Source organism: Rhizobium atlanticum, from assembly GCF_030182485.1.
In the GTDB taxonomy this organism is placed as follows: Bacteria; Pseudomonadota; Alphaproteobacteria; order Rhizobiales; family Rhizobiaceae; genus Rhizobium.
On record NZ_JAQJCJ010000010.1, the window covers coordinates 155,526 to 172,783 of the forward strand.

The following is a 17,258-nucleotide window of genomic DNA, read 5'->3' on the forward strand; positions in this document are numbered from 1 at the left end:
ATTCAAGGCATCCTCGATGGACGAACGAATTCTGATCAGGCCTTATGCGCCAAGTGACGTGGACGCCACGGTCGAGATATTTCTGCGCTCCATCCGAGAAGTCTCCTCAAAAGACTATTCCGCCCCCGAGATCGAAGCTTGGGCAAAGGTGGAGGATCGCCGCCTGTGGGCGGAACGAAGGATGAGCAGGCCGGCCTGGATGGCAGAGATTGCCGGAAACCGCGTGGGTTTTTCGGATCTCACCAGCGACGGGTGCCTCGACATGATGTTCGTGCACCCTGGCTATCAAGGGATCGGCGTAGCAACCCGCCTATTGGGCAGAGTCGAAGAAGAGGCTCTCACGCTAGGGTTTCGCCGAATATATACAGAAGCAAGCAGAACAGCTCGCCCGTTTTTTGAACGCAAAGGATTTCGCGTGATAACCCGGCAAATCGTCAAAAGGCGCGGACAGGACCTGGAGAACTTTTTGATGGAAAAATTCTGCGCCTGAATTGTCATTTTGCGACCGGCTTGCGACGGCCGGTCTCTAGGTTTAGACGGTAACGACCTCCCGCCGCAGCGTGTCCCAGGATGCCTTGTCCGGCGCAATCAGTAGTCCGCCGTCGAGATGCTGCGGCAGGTAGGGCGAGCCATCGAAGCGGGCCGCATAGGCGCCGGCCTCCTGCGAGATCAGCGTGCCGGCAAGATGATCCCAAGGCATCAGCTTGTTGTACATCAGGTAATGGACGTGCCCGCCGGCAAGAGTGCGGTATTCGTGGGCAGCACAGCGGTAGTTGGTGAGAAACCGCACTTTGGCGAGATTGCCAAGCACCTCGGCGCGTTTCTCCACCGGCAGGTAGCCGGTCGAAGCCATGCCGACCATCTGGTCGAGCGCAACAGGCTCGGCTGCACGCAATCGCTGCGCCTCGCCATCCGGCCTGCGCAGCCAGGCCCCGCCGCCCTTCTCCGCCATCACCCAGTCGTCGCCCATCGGGTCGTAGATCATGCCGGCAATGGTTTCGCCGACTGATATGACCGAGGCCATGACACCGAAGGCCGGGATGCCGGCGGCGAAGTTGAACGTTCCGTCCACCGGATCGACCACGATCGCGAAATCGGCATCAGCAAGCCTGCCAAGCAGCGCCGGGTCGGCCGCGACCGACTCTTCCCCGAGGAACAGCGCGTCCGGCCAGAGCTGTTGCGCTTCCGCCTTGATCATCCGCTCGGCCCGCTCGTCGGCCTCGGTGACAAGATCGGTCGCCTCGCTCTTGGCACGAACCTCGTCCCGGCCGAGCCGGCGGAAACGCGGCAGGATCTCGGCCTTTGCCGCGCGGCGCAAGAGATCGGCAAGAACAGTCACGTCAATACTCGTTGTCATATCAAATCCTCTCACTGCGGCCGAAGCCCCAACTCAGATGCCGACGATTTCGCGCCGGATCAGCTGCCAGCTTACTTCATCAGGCGCAGAGATGATGCCGCCGACTGTCTCGCCCGGACGATAGGGCGTGCCATCGAATTTCGCCGTGTGGCCGCCCGCCTCCTGGTGCGCGAGCACGCCGGCCAGGTGATCCCAGGGCATCAGCTTCGCATGTCCGATGAAGTGCATCTTGCCGGACGCGACCATCCAATATTCGTAGGCCGAGCAGTTGAAAGCGAAGGTCATCCGCGCCTTTGCCATGTTGGCGCAGATGCGCGAGCGATCGGGCTCTTCCATATGACCCCACGACATGCCGCCGACCATCTGGTTCAAGGCGGCAGGCTCAGCCACCTTCAGCCTGCTCGACTGTCCATCCTGGCGCATCAGAAAGGCGCCCGCCCCCTTGATCGCCGTCACCGTGTCGCCGAGAGCGGGATCGTGAATGATGCCGGCGACGGTCTCGCCCCTGACGGTAACCGCAAGCATCGTTCCGAAAACGGGAAGCCCGGCGGCGAAATTGAACGTGCCGTCGACAGGATCGATGACAAAGGCAAGCTCGGCATCGGCAAGCGCCGGCACCACCGATCTGTCGGCGTCATAGGCTTCCTCGCCGACGACAAGCGCTGAGGGAAAACGCTCTTTCAGAGCCGCGGTGATCCGGTGTTCGGCAAGCAGATCCGCCTGCGTCACCAGATCGGTTGCCGAGGTCTTTTCAGAAACATCCGTATCGCCGAGGTTGCGAAAACGCGGCATGATTTCCGCGCGCGCCGCCTCCCTCACGCATTCGCCGAGAAAGAGAATATCCTGATCTGAAATAGTCATGCGAATTGCTGTCCTTCATGCAAAGAGCCAGCCTGCTTAGCCGGCCTTTCATGAAGGAGCGGTGACACCAAGGCTGGAAAAGTCGAAGAGTTTCGGATCGAGCAGGTGCGACGGGTTCACATGCGAAAGCGCCCGCAGCATCGTGTCCTTGCGTCCAGGCATGCGCCGTTCGATATCGGCGAGCATGTCCTTCATGGCATTGCGCTGCAGCCCGTCCTGGGAGCCGCAGAGATCGCAGGGGATGATCGGGAACTGCATGGCGATGGCAAACCTGGCAAGATCGTCCTCGGCGGCATAGGCGAGCGGCCGAAGCACCATCAGGTCGCCCTCGTCGTTCAGAAGTTTTGCCGGCATCGAGGCAAGCCGCCCGCCGTGGAAGAAATTCATGAAGAAGGTTTCGAGAATGTCCTCACGGTGATGGCCGAGCACCAAGGCGTCGCAGCCCTCCTCCCGCGCGATGCGGTAGAGATTGCCGCGCCGCAGCCGCGAACAGAGCGAGCAATAGGTGGCGCCTTCGGGCACCTTCTCCTTCACGATAGAATAGGTGTCGCGATATTCGATGCGATGCCGGACGCCGATCTTCGTCAGATAGTCCGGCAGCACATGCTTTGGAAAGTTTGGCTGTCCCTGGTCGAGATTGCAGGCGACGAGCTCGACGGGCAGCAGCCCGCGCCATTTGAGATCAAGCAGCAGCGCCAAGAGACCGTAGGAATCCTTGCCGCCGGAAAGGCCGACAAGCCAGCGCTTTTGCCCCTTCAGCATGTCGAAGTCATCGAAAGCCTGACGTACTTGCCTGAGCAGGCGCTTGCGCAGCTTGTTGAAGGAGACCGAACGTGGCGCATCGGCAAAGAGTGCAGGGCCGGCGCCGTCGTCGATTTCGCCAGTCTCCGGATCATCAGCGATGTTGGCTGCGATATTCATTGCTCCGTCCTATCGAAGATCTGCCTGCCTTAGCAGAAAGTCATCCGGCAACACAGCCTCAATCGCCGAAAACCGACCAGCCGGTGCGGGCCGCAAGCATCTCAAGCGCCACGGCGCCAAGCTGTGAATTGCCGACCTTGTTCAGCCCCGGCGACCATACCGCGATCGAGGCAATGCCGGGCGCCACCGCAAAAATGCCGCCACCGACGCCGCTCTTGCCGGGCAGGCCGACATGATAAGCAAAGTCGCCCGAGCCGTCATAATGGCCGCAGGTCAGCATCAGCGCATTGATGCGCCGCGCCCGCTTCGGCGAGACCACGGAGTGACCGGTCATCGGATTGCTGCCGCGCGCCGCCAGGAAAAGCCCCGCCCGCGCCAGTTGCTCGCAGCTCATCGACAGAGCGCATTGGTGGAAATAGACGCCCAGCACGTGGTCGACGGGATGGTCGAGATTGCGATAGGCGCGCATGAAGTTGGCAAGCGCAACATTGCGGTAGCCGGTCTGCGTCTCGGACCGCGCCACCTTGTCGTCAATGGTGATCGACTCATCGTCGGCGAGATAACGCACGAAACGCAGCAGCTCGCCGATCGCCTCGCGCGGCGCATGGCCCGCCATGACAACGTCGGTGACGGCGATCGCGCCGGCATTGATGAAGGGATTGCGGGGAATGCCGCTCTCGTGTTCGAGCTGCACGATCGAATTGAAGGCCGACCCCGATGGCTCGCGCCCGACGCGCTTCCATAGTCCCTCGCCGACCTTGCCAAGCGCCAAGGTCAGCATGAAGACCTTCGATATGCTCTGGATCGAGAAGGAGATGTCTGCATCGCCGACGCTGTAGACCTTGCCGTCGACTGTAACGATCGCCATGCCGAACTGCCGTGGATCGACTTTGGCTAGCTCAGGAATATAGTCAGCGACCTTACCCTCGCCGACCCGTGGTAGGATATCGGTGTAGATGCTGTCGAGGGTCGCCTGCAAATCCGCCATCGCTTCTCTCCGGATAACAAAAAAGCCGCCCGAAAGAGCGGCTTTTCCATATGCGAAACGCATGGTTTTTTAACGCGAATAGAATTCGACGACCAGATGCGGTTCCATGACGACCGGGAACGGAACGTCGCTGAGGGTCGGAACGCGGCCGTAAGTGGCGACCATCTTGTTGTGATCGACTTCGATATAGTCGGGAACGTCGCGCTCGGCGAGGCTGACGGCTTCCAGAACGGTCACCAGCTGCTTCGACTTTTCGCGAACTTCGATGACGTCGCCGGCCTTGCAACGGTATGAGCCGATGTTGACGCGGACGCCGTTGACGGTCACGTGGCCATGGTTGACGAACTGACGGGCAGCAAAGACCGTCGGAACGAACTTGGCGCGATAGACGATCGCGTCGAGGCGGGATTCCAGCAGACCGATCAGGTTTTCCGAGGTGTCGCCCTTGCGGCGGGCGGCTTCGGCGAAGATCGCGCGGAACTGCTTCTCGCGCAGGTCACCGTAGTAACCCTTGAGCTTCTGCTTGGCGCGCAGCTGCACACCGAAGTCCGACAGCTTGCCCTTGCGGCGCTGGCCGTGCTGGCCCGGGCCGTATTCGCGGCGGTTCACCGGTGACTTCGGACGACCCCAGATGTTTTCGCCCATACGGCGGTCAATTTTATACTTGGACGATTCGCGCTTGCTCATCGTATTTCCTTTCAAAGGTTTATCCCGGCTTGTTGCCAAACCGCGCGAAGGAAACACGCCCTCCTCTGACCTCTTCCGAGGCCTGACAGGATGTTTCGGTTACGCGAACAGAAACGATCCACGGGACATGTCAAATGAAACACCGGACATTGCTGCCCGGTGCTTGGGGCGGTCTTTAGAGGCCCGTCATGAAAATGTCAACAGCGCCGAAGCGCGGTTAGGCTACTATTCCGCAGCCAGAGGCTGATCGCCCGTATCCGGCGCGTTTGCGTCGCCAGGTGCCGTCTGGCAGTTCATGTCGGGGAAAGCGACGATGCGCTTGCCGGAAAAATCCGTATGCACGACGACGATGCCCTGCTCCTCGAAATAGCCGAGCAAACGGCGGGCGCGGCGTGCGGAATGGGTGCCATAGGCGCGGGCGATACGTGCGTCCGACGGGCACGGCTCATCGCAGACCGCGGCCTTGGCGAGCATCAGGAAGACGCCCTGCAGGTCGTCGGTGACTCGCGCCGATAGCGACAGTGCCGTTGCCCAGGCTTCCGTTCCGGCCGTCGCCGCATCGACTCCGGAGCGCGAGATCGCCACGCGCCTTCGAAAATCCGGCAGCGCGATCGGGGGTCCCGGTACACGACGCATGCGCAGCCGTACCAGAAAATCCTGGTAGAGTACGGAGTCGGTGCGAAAGCCGGATGCGGGATCGTCAAGAATTTCGGCAAGCACGCCGGCCAGGCGCTCCTCCCGTTCCTCGGGGGAGATCTCCACCTGGCTCGCCCTCGCCTCCACCGGCACTGGGGATGCGGCCGGCGTCGAGCGCGAGAGTTCGGCCAGGATATCGGTCGTCGGTCGCGGCGCCGGCGGCGCGCGGCGCATGAGAGGACGCTGGAACTCTTCCGGGTCGGGCGTGAAGATCAGGTCTTCGACATCCTGCGGCGCATCGGGCAACGGCATCAGCTTGGGGCTCGATGAGCGCGCCGAGGTCTCCACCGCGCCGATCTGGATCGGCAGCGGCCGGCGCGACAGGGCCGGCCCGAGGGCGACGAAATTGCCGCGCTTCAGATCCCGGAACATTTCCGCCTGGCGCCGGTCCATGCCGAGCAGGTCGGCTGCGCGCGCCATGTCGATATCGAGGAAAGTGCGGCCCATCAGGAAGTTCGAGGCTTCGGCTGCGACGTTCTTTGCGAGCTTCGCAAGCCGCTGCGTGGCGATGACGCCGGCAAGTCCGCGCTTGCGGCCGCGGCACATCAGATTGGTCATCGCGCCCAAGGACATCTTGCGCGCATCTTCCGAAACATCGCCGCCGACGGACGGCGCAAACATCTGCGCCTCGTCGACGACGACCAGAACCGGGTACCAGTATTCGCGGTCGGCATCGAACATGCCGTTGAGGAAGGCGGCGGCAGCGCGCATCTGCTGCTCGATATCGAGACCTTCGAGCGTCAGAACGCAGGACACGCGATGCTGGCGGATGCGGTTGGCGATGCCTGCCAGTTCCGCCTCGGTGCGTTCGCCGTCAACGACGATATGACCGAACCTGTCTGAAAGCGTGACGAAATCACCCTCGGGATCGATGATGACCTGCTGCACCCATTGGGCGGATTGCTCGAGCAGGCGGCGCAGGAGATGCGATTTGCCGGAGCCTGAATTGCCTTGCACGAGCAGACGGGTCGCCAGCAGCTCCTCGATATCGAGCGTCGCCGGAGCGCCGGACGCCAATCCCATATCGATGCCAACCTGCAATGTTGATCCTCGCGGCGAAGAGACTCACATGAATGAAGTGCCATTCTTCCGAAACGGCAGCGCCCCGTCTATCAAAGAATCTGCTGATTTTCAGGGCCGGATTTCGCCAACCCACAGGACAATTCCGCTCATGCCCTCAGGCCGAATCCCTGCATCAGCCGCCGCGTGGCAAAATCCGGCTTGCCTGACGTGAAGAGTGCAAAGTCGAAATTATCCGGATGCACGGCATCGGCAATCAGCGGCACCAGCGTGCGGGCGCGGCGCGCGATTGCCTCGGCCGGATCGAGCCAGTCGACCGGCCAAGGCGCAAGACGGCGGAAGAGGTTGGCCATGAACGGATAGTGCGTGCAGGCAAGCACCACGATATCGGTCTTGTGTCCCTCTTTCTCGACGAAGCACTGGTCGATCTCGGCGAGCACGGCCTGGTCGGATACGGCGTCGCCGCGAATATAGGCTTCGGCCATGCGGGCAAGGTTTTCCGAGCCGACAAGACGCACATGGCATTGCTGCGCGAAGGACTGAATGAGGTCGCGCGTATAGGCTCGCTTCACGGTACCCGGGGTTGCCAGCACCGAGACCAGGCCCGAACGCGTCCGCTCCGCCGCCGGTTTGATCGCCGGCACGGTGCCGACGAAGGTCATCTGAGGAAAGGCGGCGCGCAGGTCGGCGCCGACGAGCGTGAAAGCGGTGTTGCAGGCTATAATGCAGACTTCGGGATCGTGCTCCTGAAGCAGCTTGCCGAAGAGCCCGATGATGCGCTCCTTCAGCGCCTGTTCTTCCCAACCACCATAGGGAAAGCCGGCATCGTCGGCGACATAGATGAAGCCCCGCTCCGGCATCAGCACACGCGCCTCGCGCAGCACGGTCAGCCCGCCTATGCCTGAATCGAAGACCAGGACGGGTTTCAGCTCATTGGTCGGCGCTGTCATCGGTTGGCGCTTCCTTGCCGGATCTGGTGGAACCGCCTTTGCGCGGAGTGTTTCGCGAAAAGCGATCGAGGGAGGAGATGACGCCGCGCAGCACGCTGATTTCCTGTTCGGTGAAGGCACGGCGGGAGAGAACAGCGCGGAGGTTGTCGACCATTTTCGGCTTTTTCGAGGGCGGATGAAAATAGTTGCGTGAATCGAGCGCTTCTTCCAGCTGGTCGAACAGGCCGAAGAGCTGCTCCTTGGTGGAAGGCCGCTGCTCGAGCGCCTGGAACGGCACCGCTTCCAGATCTTCCATGCCGGACTTCATCCATTCATAAGACATCAGAAGCACGGCCTGAGCGATATTCAGCGAGGCGAAGGCGGGGTTAACCGGGAAGGTCACGATCTCGTCGGCCAACGCCACTTCCTCATTGGTCAGACCCCAACGCTCGCGGCCGAAGAGAATACCTGTTGCCTCGCCCGCCCGGAACCTTGTGCGCAGCGTCTGCGCGGCAAAAACCGGTGAGCGCACAGGCTTGTAGTTGTCGCGGCTGCGCGCCGTCGTCGCATACACGAAATTGAGGTCGGCGATCGCTTGCTCCAGCGTGTCATAGACCTTCGTCGCTTCTATCACGTGATCGGCCTTGGAGGCAGTCGCCTGCGCCTTCTCGTTTGGCCAGCCATCGCGCGGATTGACGAGGCGCAGTTCCGCAAGGCCGAAGTTCGCCATGGCGCGCGCAACCATGCCGATATTTTCGCCCATCTGCGGCTCGACCAGAATGATGGCCGGTCCCTCGGCCAAAAGTTGACGCTCGCTGTTCGTGCCTGCCATGCTCTTATCCCTGTTTCGAGCGCGCAATAGCCTCGCCCGGCGCAAACGGCAAGACGTCAGGCTGCGGATAGAGCCTCTCCAGCGCCGAACCAATCATTTCGAGCCCCACCCTGGCGCCCTCGCGCGACACCGGCAAATGCCTTCCCGTCGTTCGCGACGCCTTGCGCTTGATGAAGAAACAAGCAGAGCCGCGTGGCGCCGCATCAGCGATCAGCGCCAGATCCGCAGCGATCAGCTTCTCCTGATCAGTGACAGCCGTCGCTTCGTAATTCTTCGCCAGGATGCGTGCCCAATAGGCGCAGGAGAGGAAGATCGCCAGCGTTTGGCGGATTTGGCCCGGCCGCGTCACCACCGACCAGGAGGAGCCGAGCGGGCGGGCCGCCACCGTCACGTCGCGGTAGCAGGCATCGATCTTCTGCGACAGTGCAATCAACTCGAAACCGCTCTTGCCCTCGCCGATTGCGTCAAGCAGCTCGCGCAGCGCCTGGAACCAACGGGCGAGCGCAGCATCGAGCGCGCCGCGCGTGCGGGTGGGGAAAACGAGGAAAGCGACCGCCGTTCCGGCCGCCGCCCCGATCATGGTCTCGCCGATACGCAACTTCAGGAGATCGAGCGTCAGCACGCCGGTCATGCCGTAGACCAGACATAGCACGATCGAGATGAAGAAGGTCATTGTCGCGTAGGAAACCTGCAGGAAATAAAAGGCGAGGAAGATGCAGATGACCGCGACTGGAATGGCGATCGCCGACTGGCCTGAAATAAGCGTTGCAAGCACGAGGCCCATGGCAATTCCGAGCACGGTGCCGAGTGAACGCGACAGCGCCTTCATCGCCGTATCACCACGCGAATTGGTGTTGGTGAAGACCAGAAATGAGGCAAGCACTGCCCAGAACCAACGCTCGCGCGACAAAAGCAGGCCGAAACCCATGGCGATCGCCGCGGCGATCGTGATCTGCAATGCTGCTCTCAGCAGCGGGTTGGCCAACGAAAAATCGACCACCGGGGATTGTCCGGTGTCCTCGGCCGCATCGATACTGGAAAAAAAGTGGGCCTGACCCTGGTTGATCACTTCGCTCAGTTGCTGCCGCGCCTCACCGAGCCAGAGAAGCGCCCGCATGGTTTCACCCTGCGGCTGATCCTTGATAGCGTCGGCCATACCCTCATATCTTGCCAGCTCCGCCGTATCCGCTTCGATCACTGCGTGGACGAGTGCAAAGGGCGTCGGGCTCTGAACGCTCAGCACGATTGCGCTTTCAGCGGCAAGATGGGCATCGAAGAGCCGGATCGCCAGCTCCGCGGCCGAATCTGCGGCGCCGTCGAACACGCCCCCGGGCGGACGCGGGATGAAGGTCTCGGCCATCAGCACCGCCTCCTTCAGCCGATCTTCCAGTTGGCGCAGCTCCTGCCGGTCGTCGTCGCCGACATCGCCGCCGGCAAGGGCAGCAAGCTTGAAGAGGATGTGGTTGATCCGGCCGCGGACGCTTTCGAGCGAGCGCAGCAGATCGCGCCGCCAATCGTCCGGCAGCAGCACCGCCCTCACCACATGGCCGACAAGCACCGCGACAATAGGACCGAACGCCACTCCAGGCAGCTCGGCAAACGACGGCTGGAAATAGGCGCCCATGAAATAGGAGGTGAAAGCGAACATGCCGATCGCAAAGCCGCGGGGCCCGAACACCCGTGCGGCTGACGCCAGCGCGATCACTGCCAGAAAGACGAGATCGGAGAAAAATCGGTGATCCTCCAGCCCGGCCGCGATGCCCACAACTGCAATGCTTGCGCCACAACCGAGAAGCCGCGTCACCAGTTGGCGCGAATTGCCCTTGTCGCGCACAGCCACCCCGCCCTCGATCGACAGAACGATACCGAGGCCGAAGGCGGCCCTCGGCAGTGGTGCGATCAGCGCCTGGATGGCAAGCAGGATCAAGACCGAGAGGACGATCGTCAATGTCACCCGCGTCGCCATGCGAAGGCGTGACAGCGCCGGATCGTTGGCAAGCAGCCAGTCGCGGAACTGAAACTTGGAAGACAAATGCATGAGCCCCTCATGCCATGACGATCGAAAGATACCGCCGCGGGAGCGGAAATCAAACCGCCGCTCGAATGTCTCGCTTACTGGCCGTTGGCAATCTGCGCCATGGTAGCCTTGAGCGAGATCGGCCCCTGCCCCTCCTCACCCTGAACCATGATGTCGTCGACGACGGATTTGCCATTCTCCTCGATTACCTCGAAACGCACCGTCGTAAAGTCATCTCTGTTGGGGGCGCCTTCCAGGCAAGTCGCTGCCTTGAATTTCACGGTCACCTCTGTCGTGCCGTTTGCCGGCTGGCCGTTTTCGATAGAGAGATCCTGCAGCGGGCAGGCATCCTGCCCGTTGACGATCACGTCATAGTCGAAGGGAGAAATGCCATCCTCGTCCGCAGCGGGGTTCTGAGCGGCTGCTTTGTACTTGTCGCTGAAATCCTTGCTGTAGAGCCGGCCGAGCATGCTTTCCTCGAAGACATCGATCCAGTCGCTGGCGTCGCTCGCCCAGTTCGTCTGCGTGTCCTTCATGATTTCCTTCACCGGCGCAGCCGCGTCAGCTGCAAGCGAGAGGCCAGGTGCGGCAGACCCGGCGGCAAGCAAGCCGGCGAACAGAACGGCGATCTTCTTCATGGTAAATGTCCGGGACTCGGGGCTCAGGCGGCGGAGGGTAGCCGTTTTCCAACACTTGGCAATGGAGGCAAAAACGTCATGTCCCTGCCCGTTGCAGCTTTGCGTTCCCGGCTCACAATGCTATAGCGCTCCGGATTACATCACCCAGCCGGGACAATATCCCCTTCCAAGCTTAACGAGGCAGATACATGAAGAAGATCAAGGTCGCTAATCCCGTCGCCGATCTCGACGGCGATGAAATGACGCGCATCATCTGGCAGCTCATCAAGGATAAGCTGATCCATCCGTATCTCGACCTCGACATCGACTATTACGACCTCTCGGTCGAAAATCGCGACGCCACCAACGACCAGGTCACGGTCGACGCCGCCAACGCCATCAAGAAGTACGGTGTCGGCATCAAGTGCGCGACCATTACGCCTGATGAAGCCCGCGTGAAGGAATTCAACCTCAAGGAAATGTGGAAGAGCCCGAACGGCACGATCCGCAACATCCTCGGCGGCGTCATCTTCCGCGAGCCGATCATTTGCCGCAACGTACCGCGCCTCGTTCCCGGCTGGACGCAGCCGATCGTCGTCGGCCGCCATGCATTCGGCGACCAGTATCGCGCCACCGACTTCAAATTCCCCGGCAAGGGTAAGCTGACGATTAAGTTCGTCGGCGAAGACGGCACCGTCATCGAAAAGGAAGTCTTCAACGCGCCGGGCGCCGGGGTTGCCATGGCCATGTACAACCTTGATGAATCGATCCGCGAATTCGCCCGCGCCTCGATGATGTACGGCCTGATGCGCAAGTGGCCGGTCTATCTTTCGACCAAGAACACCATCCTCAAGGCCTATGACGGCCGCTTCAAGGACATCTTCGAGGAAGTCTACGAGACCGAATTCAAGGATCAGTTCAAGGAAGCCCGCATCACCTACGAACACCGCCTGATCGACGACATGGTCGCTTCCGCCCTGAAGTGGTCCGGCGGTTATGTCTGGGCCTGCAAGAATTATGACGGCGATGTTCAGTCCGATACCGTCGCCCAGGGCTTCGGCTCGCTCGGCCTGATGACCTCGGTTCTGCTGACGCCGGACGGCAAGACGGTCGAAGCCGAAGCGGCTCATGGCACGGTCACCCGCCACTACCGCCAGCACCAGAAGGGCCAGGAAACCTCGACGAATTCGATCGCGTCGATCTTCGCCTGGACCCGAGGCCTCGCCCACCGCGCCAAGCTCGACGACAATGCCGAACTCGCCAAGTTCGCCTCTACGCTGGAAAAGGTCTGCGTCGACACCGTCGAATCCGGCTTCATGACCAAGGACCTGGCGCTGCTGATTGGCCCCGATCAGCCGTGGCTCTCGACCACCGCTTTCCTCGACAAGATCGACCAGAACCTGCAGAAGGCAATGGCATAAGCCCGTCTTTTCGCAATAGCATTGAACGGCGGGGATTTCCCCGCCGTTTTCATTTGGGAGAGAAAATGACGGTGACCGTGCACCCGCTCAAACCTTCAGATCGTGCCGCCTGGGAGCCCTTATGGGCAGCTTACCAGCGGTTCTACGAAGTGGTTATCCCGGCCGAGACGACCGATCTTACCTGGACGCGCTTCCACGATCCCGACGAACCCATGCATGCGCTTGGCGCCTTCGACGAAGACGGCCGCCTCGTCGGCATCGTGCATGCCATCTTCCATCGCTCCTGCTGGCTGCCGCAATGGACCTGCTATCTGCAGGATCTCTATGTCGAAAACAGTCAACGCGGGCTCGGCACCGGAGCCGCACTGATCGAAGGCGTCGCCGAGCTTGCCCGCTCAACGGGTGCCGGCAGGCTTTACTGGATGACTCATGAAAGCAATGCGACCGCGCGGCGCCTCTACGACAGGATCGCCGAGCGCTCGGGTTTCATCCAGTACCGCAAAGCGCTCTAGCTCCGGGCTTGCACAAAGACTTCGCCGCGCTATTGATTCCGCACAACAGCGTCACGAGGAGGACGTCATGAGCGAAGAGCTGGTATTCTATACGAACCCGATGTCGCGCGGCCGCATCGCGCGTTGGATGCTGGAGGAGATCGGCCAGCCCTATCGTACCGAGCTGCTGACTTTCGGCGAAACCATGAAGGCGCCGGAATATCTTCGGGTCAATCCAATGGGCAAAGTGCCGGCAATCCGCCACGGCGACACCGTCGTCACCGAATGTGCAGCGATCTGCGCCTATCTGGCAGAAACTTTCCCGGAAAAGGGCCTGGCGCCGAGGCCGGAGGAACGCGCCCGCTATTACCGCTGGATGTTCTTTGCTGCCGGCCCCCTGGAATCGGCGGTGACGATGAAGGCGCTCGGCTTCGAAATCCCTGCGGAACGCCTACGCATGGCCGGTTGCGGCGGTTTCGGCGACGTCATGAATACACTTGAGATGGCGGTCTCCCAATCGACCTACGTCACCGGCGAGCGCTTTACCGCCGCCGACGTCTATGTCGGTGCGCATATCGGCTGGGGTCTCGGTTTCGGCAGCATCGAGAAGCGCCAGGCCTTCATCGACTATTTCGGCCGCATCAGCGAGCGCGAGGCCTACAAACGCGCGAACGCATTGGACGACGAGGCCGGCAAGACGATGCAGGCTGCCTGACTGTCGATCCGGCGCGACGTCCGGAACGCGGCGCCGGGATCCAGCCGTCAGGCAAGCGGCATGTGAATATCTGTCATCAGTTCTGTGGGCGGCACATCGCGCGGATTGTTGAGATATTCCTCGAACATGACACTGTCCTTCAACTGTCGTCCCGAGTTCGGCAGCCATTCGGAATAAAGCCACTGATAGGCCTTATACATGTCCGCATAAGGACCCTTATGGCGCAGGACGGCATAGTTGCCACCCTCGATCTTATGTCGCTCGAACGGCGCTTCGGTGGGAACTCCTGGGGTGCTGGTGACGCAGGCGATGGAGCGCAGTTTTTCGGCCGGCACGATGTCGGGATCGTCGAGATAGACGCCGATCATCCGCATATCCGGCTTGGCAAGGCCGCGGGCGTAAAGCGTGCCGAACAATGTTTCGAAGGCTTTGCCGATCTGCATGTAGGAACCACCCGGTGTGGGCGACGCCGACCAGCTCGATCGGCTCGATCTGCGGCAAGGTAACATCAAACATGGCTTTGGACTTTCCGTTAGGTGAGGGTTGGAACGATGCATGGCTTCCCTCTTTCCGGTAGCGCGCCGGCGGCATGCCATAGACCGATTTGAAGATGCGGTTGAAAGATTGGAGATTGGGATAGCCTGATCGCTTCCCAATACCACTGACGGCAAGCTCCGTGCGGACGATCTCGCCCGCGGCGCGATGCAGCCTGAGCCGCTTGACGGTGGCCGCCAGCGTCTCGCCATAGATCGCCCGGTAAATCCTGTGCCAGTGATAGCTCGACAAACAGGCGATCTCGGCCAGACGTTCCATATCCAGCTCTTCATCGAGATGGTCGTGAATGTAGGCCGAAACCCGTCTTAGACGGGTCTCGTAAAGCGCCCATGCCGTGCCGCCGTTCATGTCAAAGCCTTATGCAAACCGAACGACCACAGACAACCATATATCGAATTGACAAATCCTGCGGACCTGCTGCGGAAGCTGAAGCGAAAAAAGGCGGAAGCCGAGCCTCCGCCGTTTGAAAATCCCGCAGATCTGATGATCAGCCGGCGAGCGCCAAAGCCACGGCCTCTATGGCGTCATCAGCCTTCGATCCGTCGGGGCCGCCGGCCTGGGCCATGTCGGGGCGGCCGCCGCCCCCCTTGCCGCCGAGAGCAGCCGAGGCGATGCGGACGAGGTCGACAGCGCTGTAGCGCTGAACGAGATCCGACGTCACCGCAACCACTGCGCTCGCCTTGCCGTCGTCGGACACGCCGACGAGGGCGACGACGCCGGAGCCGATGCTGGTCTTGCCGTCGTCGGCGAGGCCCTTCAGATCCTTGGGGTCGACGCCCGATATAGCCTTGCCGAGGAACTTGACGCCGGCAACTTCGCGCACGGCATCGGCCGAGTTGCCCTGCCCGCCGCCCATGGCGAGTTTACGCTTGGCGTCGGCCAATTCCTTCTCGAGCTTGCGGCGCTCGTCGATAAGCGCCTCGACGCGCGACAGGACTTCCGACGGCTGCACCTTGAGCGACGCCGCGAGCGTCTTTACGCGCTCGTCCTGCTCGGCAAGATATTCACGCGCCGTTTCACCGGTCACGGCTTCGATACGACGGACGCCGGCGCCGACTGCACTTTCGCCGAGGATACGGACGAGCCCGATCTGGCCGGTGGCCGACACATGCGTACCACCGCAGAGTTCGACCGAGTAAGGCTTGTCGGTCTTCGCGCCGTGCAGACCCGTGCCCATCGAAACGACGCGCACCTCATCGCCGTATTTCTCGCCGAAGAGCGCCATTGCGCCTTCGGCGATCGCGTCATCAACGCTCATCAGGCGGGTCGTGACGGGGGCATTCTGCAGAACGATCTCGTTTGCCATGTCCTCGACGACCTTCAACTCCTCGGCCGACATCGGCTTGGGGTGCGAAACGTCGAAGCGCAGACGCTCGGGCGCAACCAGCGAGCCCTTCTGCGCGACATGGGTGCCGAGCACTTCGCGCAGCGCCTCGTGCAGCAGGTGGGTCGCCGAATGGTTGGCGCGCAGGCGCGAACGGCGGGCATGGTCGACAGTCAGAACGACAGCATCGCCGGTCTTGAATGCACCTTCGACGACCGTGCCGGAATGCACGAAGAGGCCCTCCCCCTTCTTCTGTGTGTCCGATATCTCGATCTTGCCATGGTCAGAGGAGATGACGCCCGTATCGCCCATCTGACCACCGGATTCTCCATAGAAAGGCGTCTGGTTGACGACGATCTGCACCTTGTCGCCGGCCTTGGCTTCGTCGGCCACGGCACTGGCTTTGACGATCGCCTGCACCACGCCTTCAGCGCTCTCTGTGTCATAACCGAGGAACTCGGTTGCACCATACTTTTCCTTGAGCTCGAACCAGACGGTTTCGGTCGCCTTCTCGCCGGAGCCGGCCCAGTGCGACCGGGCTTCGGCCTTCTGGCGCTCCATGGCATCGGTGAAACCAGCTATGTCGACGCCGATCTCGCGAGCGCGCAGGGCGTCTTGCGTCAGGTCGAGCGGGAAGCCGTAGGTGTCGTAAAGCTTGAAGGCGGTCTCGCCATCCAGCATGTCGCCCTTGCCGAGATCAGCGGTCGCATCCGACAGCAGCGACAGGCCGCGCTCCAGCGTCTTGCGGAAGCGACCTTCTTCGAGCTTCAGCGTCTCCGAGATCAGCGCCTCGGCCCGCACGAGCTCCGGATAGGCGCGGCCCATCTCCTGCACCAGCGTCGGCAGCAGCTTATACATCAGCGGCTCCTTGGCGCCGAGAAGCTGGGCGTGCCGCATGGCGCGACGCATGATACGGCGCAGCACATAGCCGCGGCCCTCATTCGACGGCAGCACGCCATCGGCAATCAGGAAGGCCGAGGAACGCAGATGGTCGGCGATGACGCGGTGGCTGGCGCTGCCTTCCGCCTTGACTCCTATCGTATCCTCGATTGTGCCGGTCAGCGTGCGGAAAAGATCTGTATCGAAGACGCTCTGAACGCCCTGAAGGATGCAGGCCATGCGTTCCAGACCCATGCCGGTGTCGATCGACGGACGCGGCAGCGGATTGCGAACCCCCGGCTCGGTCTGCTCGAACTGCATGAAAACCAGGTTCCAGAATTCCAGGAACCGGTCGCCGTCTTCCTCAGGCGAACCGGGAGGGCCGCCCCAGACATTCTCGCCCTGGTCGATGAAGATTTCCGAGCAGGGTCCGCAGGGTCCGGTATCGCCCATCTGCCAGAAATTGTCGGAGGTCGGGATGCGGATGATCTTGTCGTCGGAGAAACCGGCGATCTTCTTCCACAAAGCCGCTGCTTCCTCGTCTTCGGAATAGACGGTCACCAGCAGGCGATGTTTCGGCAGGTCAAAGCCTTCGGTCACGAGCTTCCATGCCAGCTCGATCGCATTCTCCTTGAAATAGTCGCCGAAGGAGAAATTGCCGAGCATCTCGAAGAAGGTCAGGTGACGCGCGGTATAGCCGACATTGTCGAGGTCGTTATGCTTGCCGCCGGCGCGCACGCATTTCTGCGAGGTTGTCGCGGTTGCATAAGGACGTTTTTCCAAGCCGGTGAAGACGTTCTTGAACTGCACCATGCCGGCATTGGTGAACATCAGCGTCGGGTCGTTGCGCGGCACGAGCGGACTGGACGGAACGATCTCGTGGCCGTTCTTCTTGAAATAGTCGAGGAAGGTCGACCGGATGTCGTTTACGCCGCTCATTCTATGCCC

General features: G+C 61.5%; 15 protein-coding genes and 1 pseudogene. 4 read left to right on the forward strand and 12 right to left on the reverse strand.

Annotation, left to right across the window (positions count from 1 at the left end; translation table 11 throughout):
- Positions 1 to 16 precede the first annotated feature (16 nt).
- The gene (locus PH551_RS16470) at positions 17 to 490 is read left to right on the forward strand and encodes a GNAT family N-acetyltransferase (RefSeq protein ID WP_285193789.1); all 474 of its coding nucleotides are present in this window, start codon (positions 17 to 19) and stop codon (positions 488 to 490) included.
- A gap of 42 nt (positions 491 to 532) precedes the next feature.
- Here PH551_RS16470 and PH551_RS16475 read toward each other — a convergent pair whose 3' ends face one another.
- The 10 genes from PH551_RS16475 to PH551_RS16520 form a co-directional block, all read right to left on the reverse strand.
- Entirely contained in the window at positions 533 to 1,357 is an 825-nt protein-coding gene (locus PH551_RS16475) for an inositol monophosphatase family protein (protein WP_285193790.1), read from the reverse strand.
- Positions 1,358 to 1,390: 33 nt separating this feature from the next.
- Positions 1,391 to 2,218, reverse strand: a complete 828-nt coding sequence (locus PH551_RS16480; RefSeq protein WP_285193791.1) for an inositol monophosphatase family protein — start codon at positions 2,216 to 2,218, stop codon at positions 1,391 to 1,393.
- Between the two features lie 48 nt (positions 2,219 to 2,266).
- Complete coding sequence (gene ttcA / locus PH551_RS16485; RefSeq protein WP_285193792.1) at positions 2,267 to 3,139, reverse strand: tRNA 2-thiocytidine(32) synthetase TtcA; 873 nt, start codon at positions 3,137 to 3,139, stop codon at positions 2,267 to 2,269.
- 58 nt (positions 3,140 to 3,197) lie between these two features.
- On the reverse strand, positions 3,198 to 4,127 hold the full coding sequence (locus PH551_RS16490) for a glutaminase (protein ID WP_285193793.1): 930 nt from the start codon (positions 4,125 to 4,127) through the stop codon (positions 3,198 to 3,200).
- 69 nt (positions 4,128 to 4,196) lie between these two features.
- A complete protein-coding gene (gene rpsD / locus PH551_RS16495; RefSeq protein WP_064685423.1) occupies positions 4,197 to 4,814 on the reverse strand; it encodes a 30S ribosomal protein S4 in 618 nt (205 codons plus the stop codon).
- 225 nt (positions 4,815 to 5,039) lie between these two features.
- Complete coding sequence (locus tag PH551_RS16500; RefSeq protein ID WP_285193794.1) at positions 5,040 to 6,551, reverse strand: ATP-binding protein; 1,512 nt, start codon at positions 6,549 to 6,551, stop codon at positions 5,040 to 5,042.
- Between the two features lie 128 nt (positions 6,552 to 6,679).
- Complete coding sequence (gene murI, locus PH551_RS16505) at positions 6,680 to 7,480, reverse strand: glutamate racemase (RefSeq protein ID WP_285193795.1); 801 nt, start codon at positions 7,478 to 7,480, stop codon at positions 6,680 to 6,682.
- The gene (locus PH551_RS16510; protein ID WP_285193796.1) at positions 7,461 to 8,291 is read right to left on the reverse strand and encodes an RNA methyltransferase; all 831 of its coding nucleotides are present in this window, start codon (positions 8,289 to 8,291) and stop codon (positions 7,461 to 7,463) included. The genes murI and PH551_RS16510 overlap by 20 nt, the downstream gene beginning before the upstream one ends.
- A 4-nt stretch (positions 8,292 to 8,295) precedes the next feature.
- Positions 8,296 to 10,329 (reverse strand): FUSC family protein, encoded by a 2,034-nt coding sequence (locus PH551_RS16515; RefSeq protein ID WP_285193797.1) that lies wholly within the window; start codon positions 10,327 to 10,329, stop codon positions 8,296 to 8,298.
- 74 nt (positions 10,330 to 10,403) lie between these two features.
- Positions 10,404 to 10,946, reverse strand: coding sequence for a hypothetical protein (locus tag PH551_RS16520; protein WP_285193798.1), 543 nt, complete (start codon positions 10,944 to 10,946; stop codon positions 10,404 to 10,406).
- Positions 10,947 to 11,134: 188 nt separating this feature from the next.
- Here PH551_RS16520 and PH551_RS16525 point away from each other — a divergent pair, with 188 nt between their 5' ends.
- The 3 genes from PH551_RS16525 (at position 11,135) to PH551_RS16535 (ending at position 13,552) form a co-directional block, all read left to right on the forward strand.
- Complete coding sequence (locus tag PH551_RS16525; protein ID WP_285193799.1) at positions 11,135 to 12,346, forward strand: NADP-dependent isocitrate dehydrogenase; 1,212 nt, start codon at positions 11,135 to 11,137, stop codon at positions 12,344 to 12,346.
- 65 nt (positions 12,347 to 12,411) lie between these two features.
- The gene (locus PH551_RS16530) at positions 12,412 to 12,858 is read left to right on the forward strand and encodes a GNAT family N-acetyltransferase (RefSeq protein ID WP_285193800.1); all 447 of its coding nucleotides are present in this window, start codon (positions 12,412 to 12,414) and stop codon (positions 12,856 to 12,858) included.
- Between the two features lie 67 nt (positions 12,859 to 12,925).
- Positions 12,926 to 13,552: a glutathione S-transferase family protein gene (locus PH551_RS16535; protein WP_285193801.1), complete on the forward strand. Its 627-nt coding sequence runs from the start codon at positions 12,926 to 12,928 to the stop codon at positions 13,550 to 13,552.
- Positions 13,553 to 13,599: 47 nt separating this feature from the next.
- On the opposite strand, the pseudogene PH551_RS16540 reads toward PH551_RS16535, so the two are convergent.
- Positions 13,600 to 14,455 (reverse strand): annotated as a pseudogene (locus PH551_RS16540) (AraC family transcriptional regulator).
- A 139-nt stretch (positions 14,456 to 14,594) separates the two neighbouring features.
- A complete protein-coding gene (gene alaS / locus PH551_RS16545; protein WP_285193802.1) occupies positions 14,595 to 17,249 on the reverse strand; it encodes an alanine--tRNA ligase in 2,655 nt (884 codons plus the stop codon).
- Between the last annotated feature and the right edge of the window lie 9 nt (positions 17,250 to 17,258).

Excerpts from the sequence above, each read along its gene's own strand:
- PH551_RS16470 (WP_285193789.1), top strand. The coding sequence starts at position 17 with ATGGACGAACGAATTCTGATCAGGCCTTATGCGCCAAGTGACGTGGAC.
- PH551_RS16490 (WP_285193793.1), bottom strand. The coding sequence starts at position 4,127 with ATGGCGGATTTGCAGGCGACCCTCGACAGCATCTACACCGATATCCTA.
- PH551_RS16510 (WP_285193796.1), bottom strand. The coding sequence starts at position 8,291 with ATGGCAGGCACGAACAGCGAGCGTCAACTTTTGGCCGAGGGACCGGCC.
- PH551_RS16530 (WP_285193800.1), top strand. The coding sequence starts at position 12,412 with ATGACGGTGACCGTGCACCCGCTCAAACCTTCAGATCGTGCCGCCTGG.
- alaS (WP_285193802.1), bottom strand. The coding sequence starts at position 17,249 with ATGAGCGGCGTAAACGACATCCGGTCGACCTTCCTCGACTATTTCAAG.
- PH551_RS16480 (WP_285193791.1), bottom strand. The coding sequence starts at position 2,218 with ATGACTATTTCAGATCAGGATATTCTCTTTCTCGGCGAATGCGTGAGG.
- PH551_RS16475 (WP_285193790.1), bottom strand. The coding sequence starts at position 1,357 with ATGACAACGAGTATTGACGTGACTGTTCTTGCCGATCTCTTGCGCCGC.
- murI (WP_285193795.1), bottom strand. The coding sequence starts at position 7,480 with ATGACAGCGCCGACCAATGAGCTGAAACCCGTCCTGGTCTTCGATTCA.
- PH551_RS16535 (WP_285193801.1), top strand. The coding sequence starts at position 12,926 with ATGAGCGAAGAGCTGGTATTCTATACGAACCCGATGTCGCGCGGCCGC.
- PH551_RS16525 (WP_285193799.1), top strand. The coding sequence starts at position 11,135 with ATGAAGAAGATCAAGGTCGCTAATCCCGTCGCCGATCTCGACGGCGAT.
- rpsD (WP_064685423.1), bottom strand. The coding sequence starts at position 4,814 with ATGAGCAAGCGCGAATCGTCCAAGTATAAAATTGACCGCCGTATGGGC.
- ttcA (WP_285193792.1), bottom strand. The coding sequence starts at position 3,139 with ATGAATATCGCAGCCAACATCGCTGATGATCCGGAGACTGGCGAAATC.
- PH551_RS16515 (WP_285193797.1), bottom strand. The coding sequence starts at position 10,329 with ATGCATTTGTCTTCCAAGTTTCAGTTCCGCGACTGGCTGCTTGCCAAC.
- PH551_RS16520 (WP_285193798.1), bottom strand. The coding sequence starts at position 10,946 with ATGAAGAAGATCGCCGTTCTGTTCGCCGGCTTGCTTGCCGCCGGGTCT.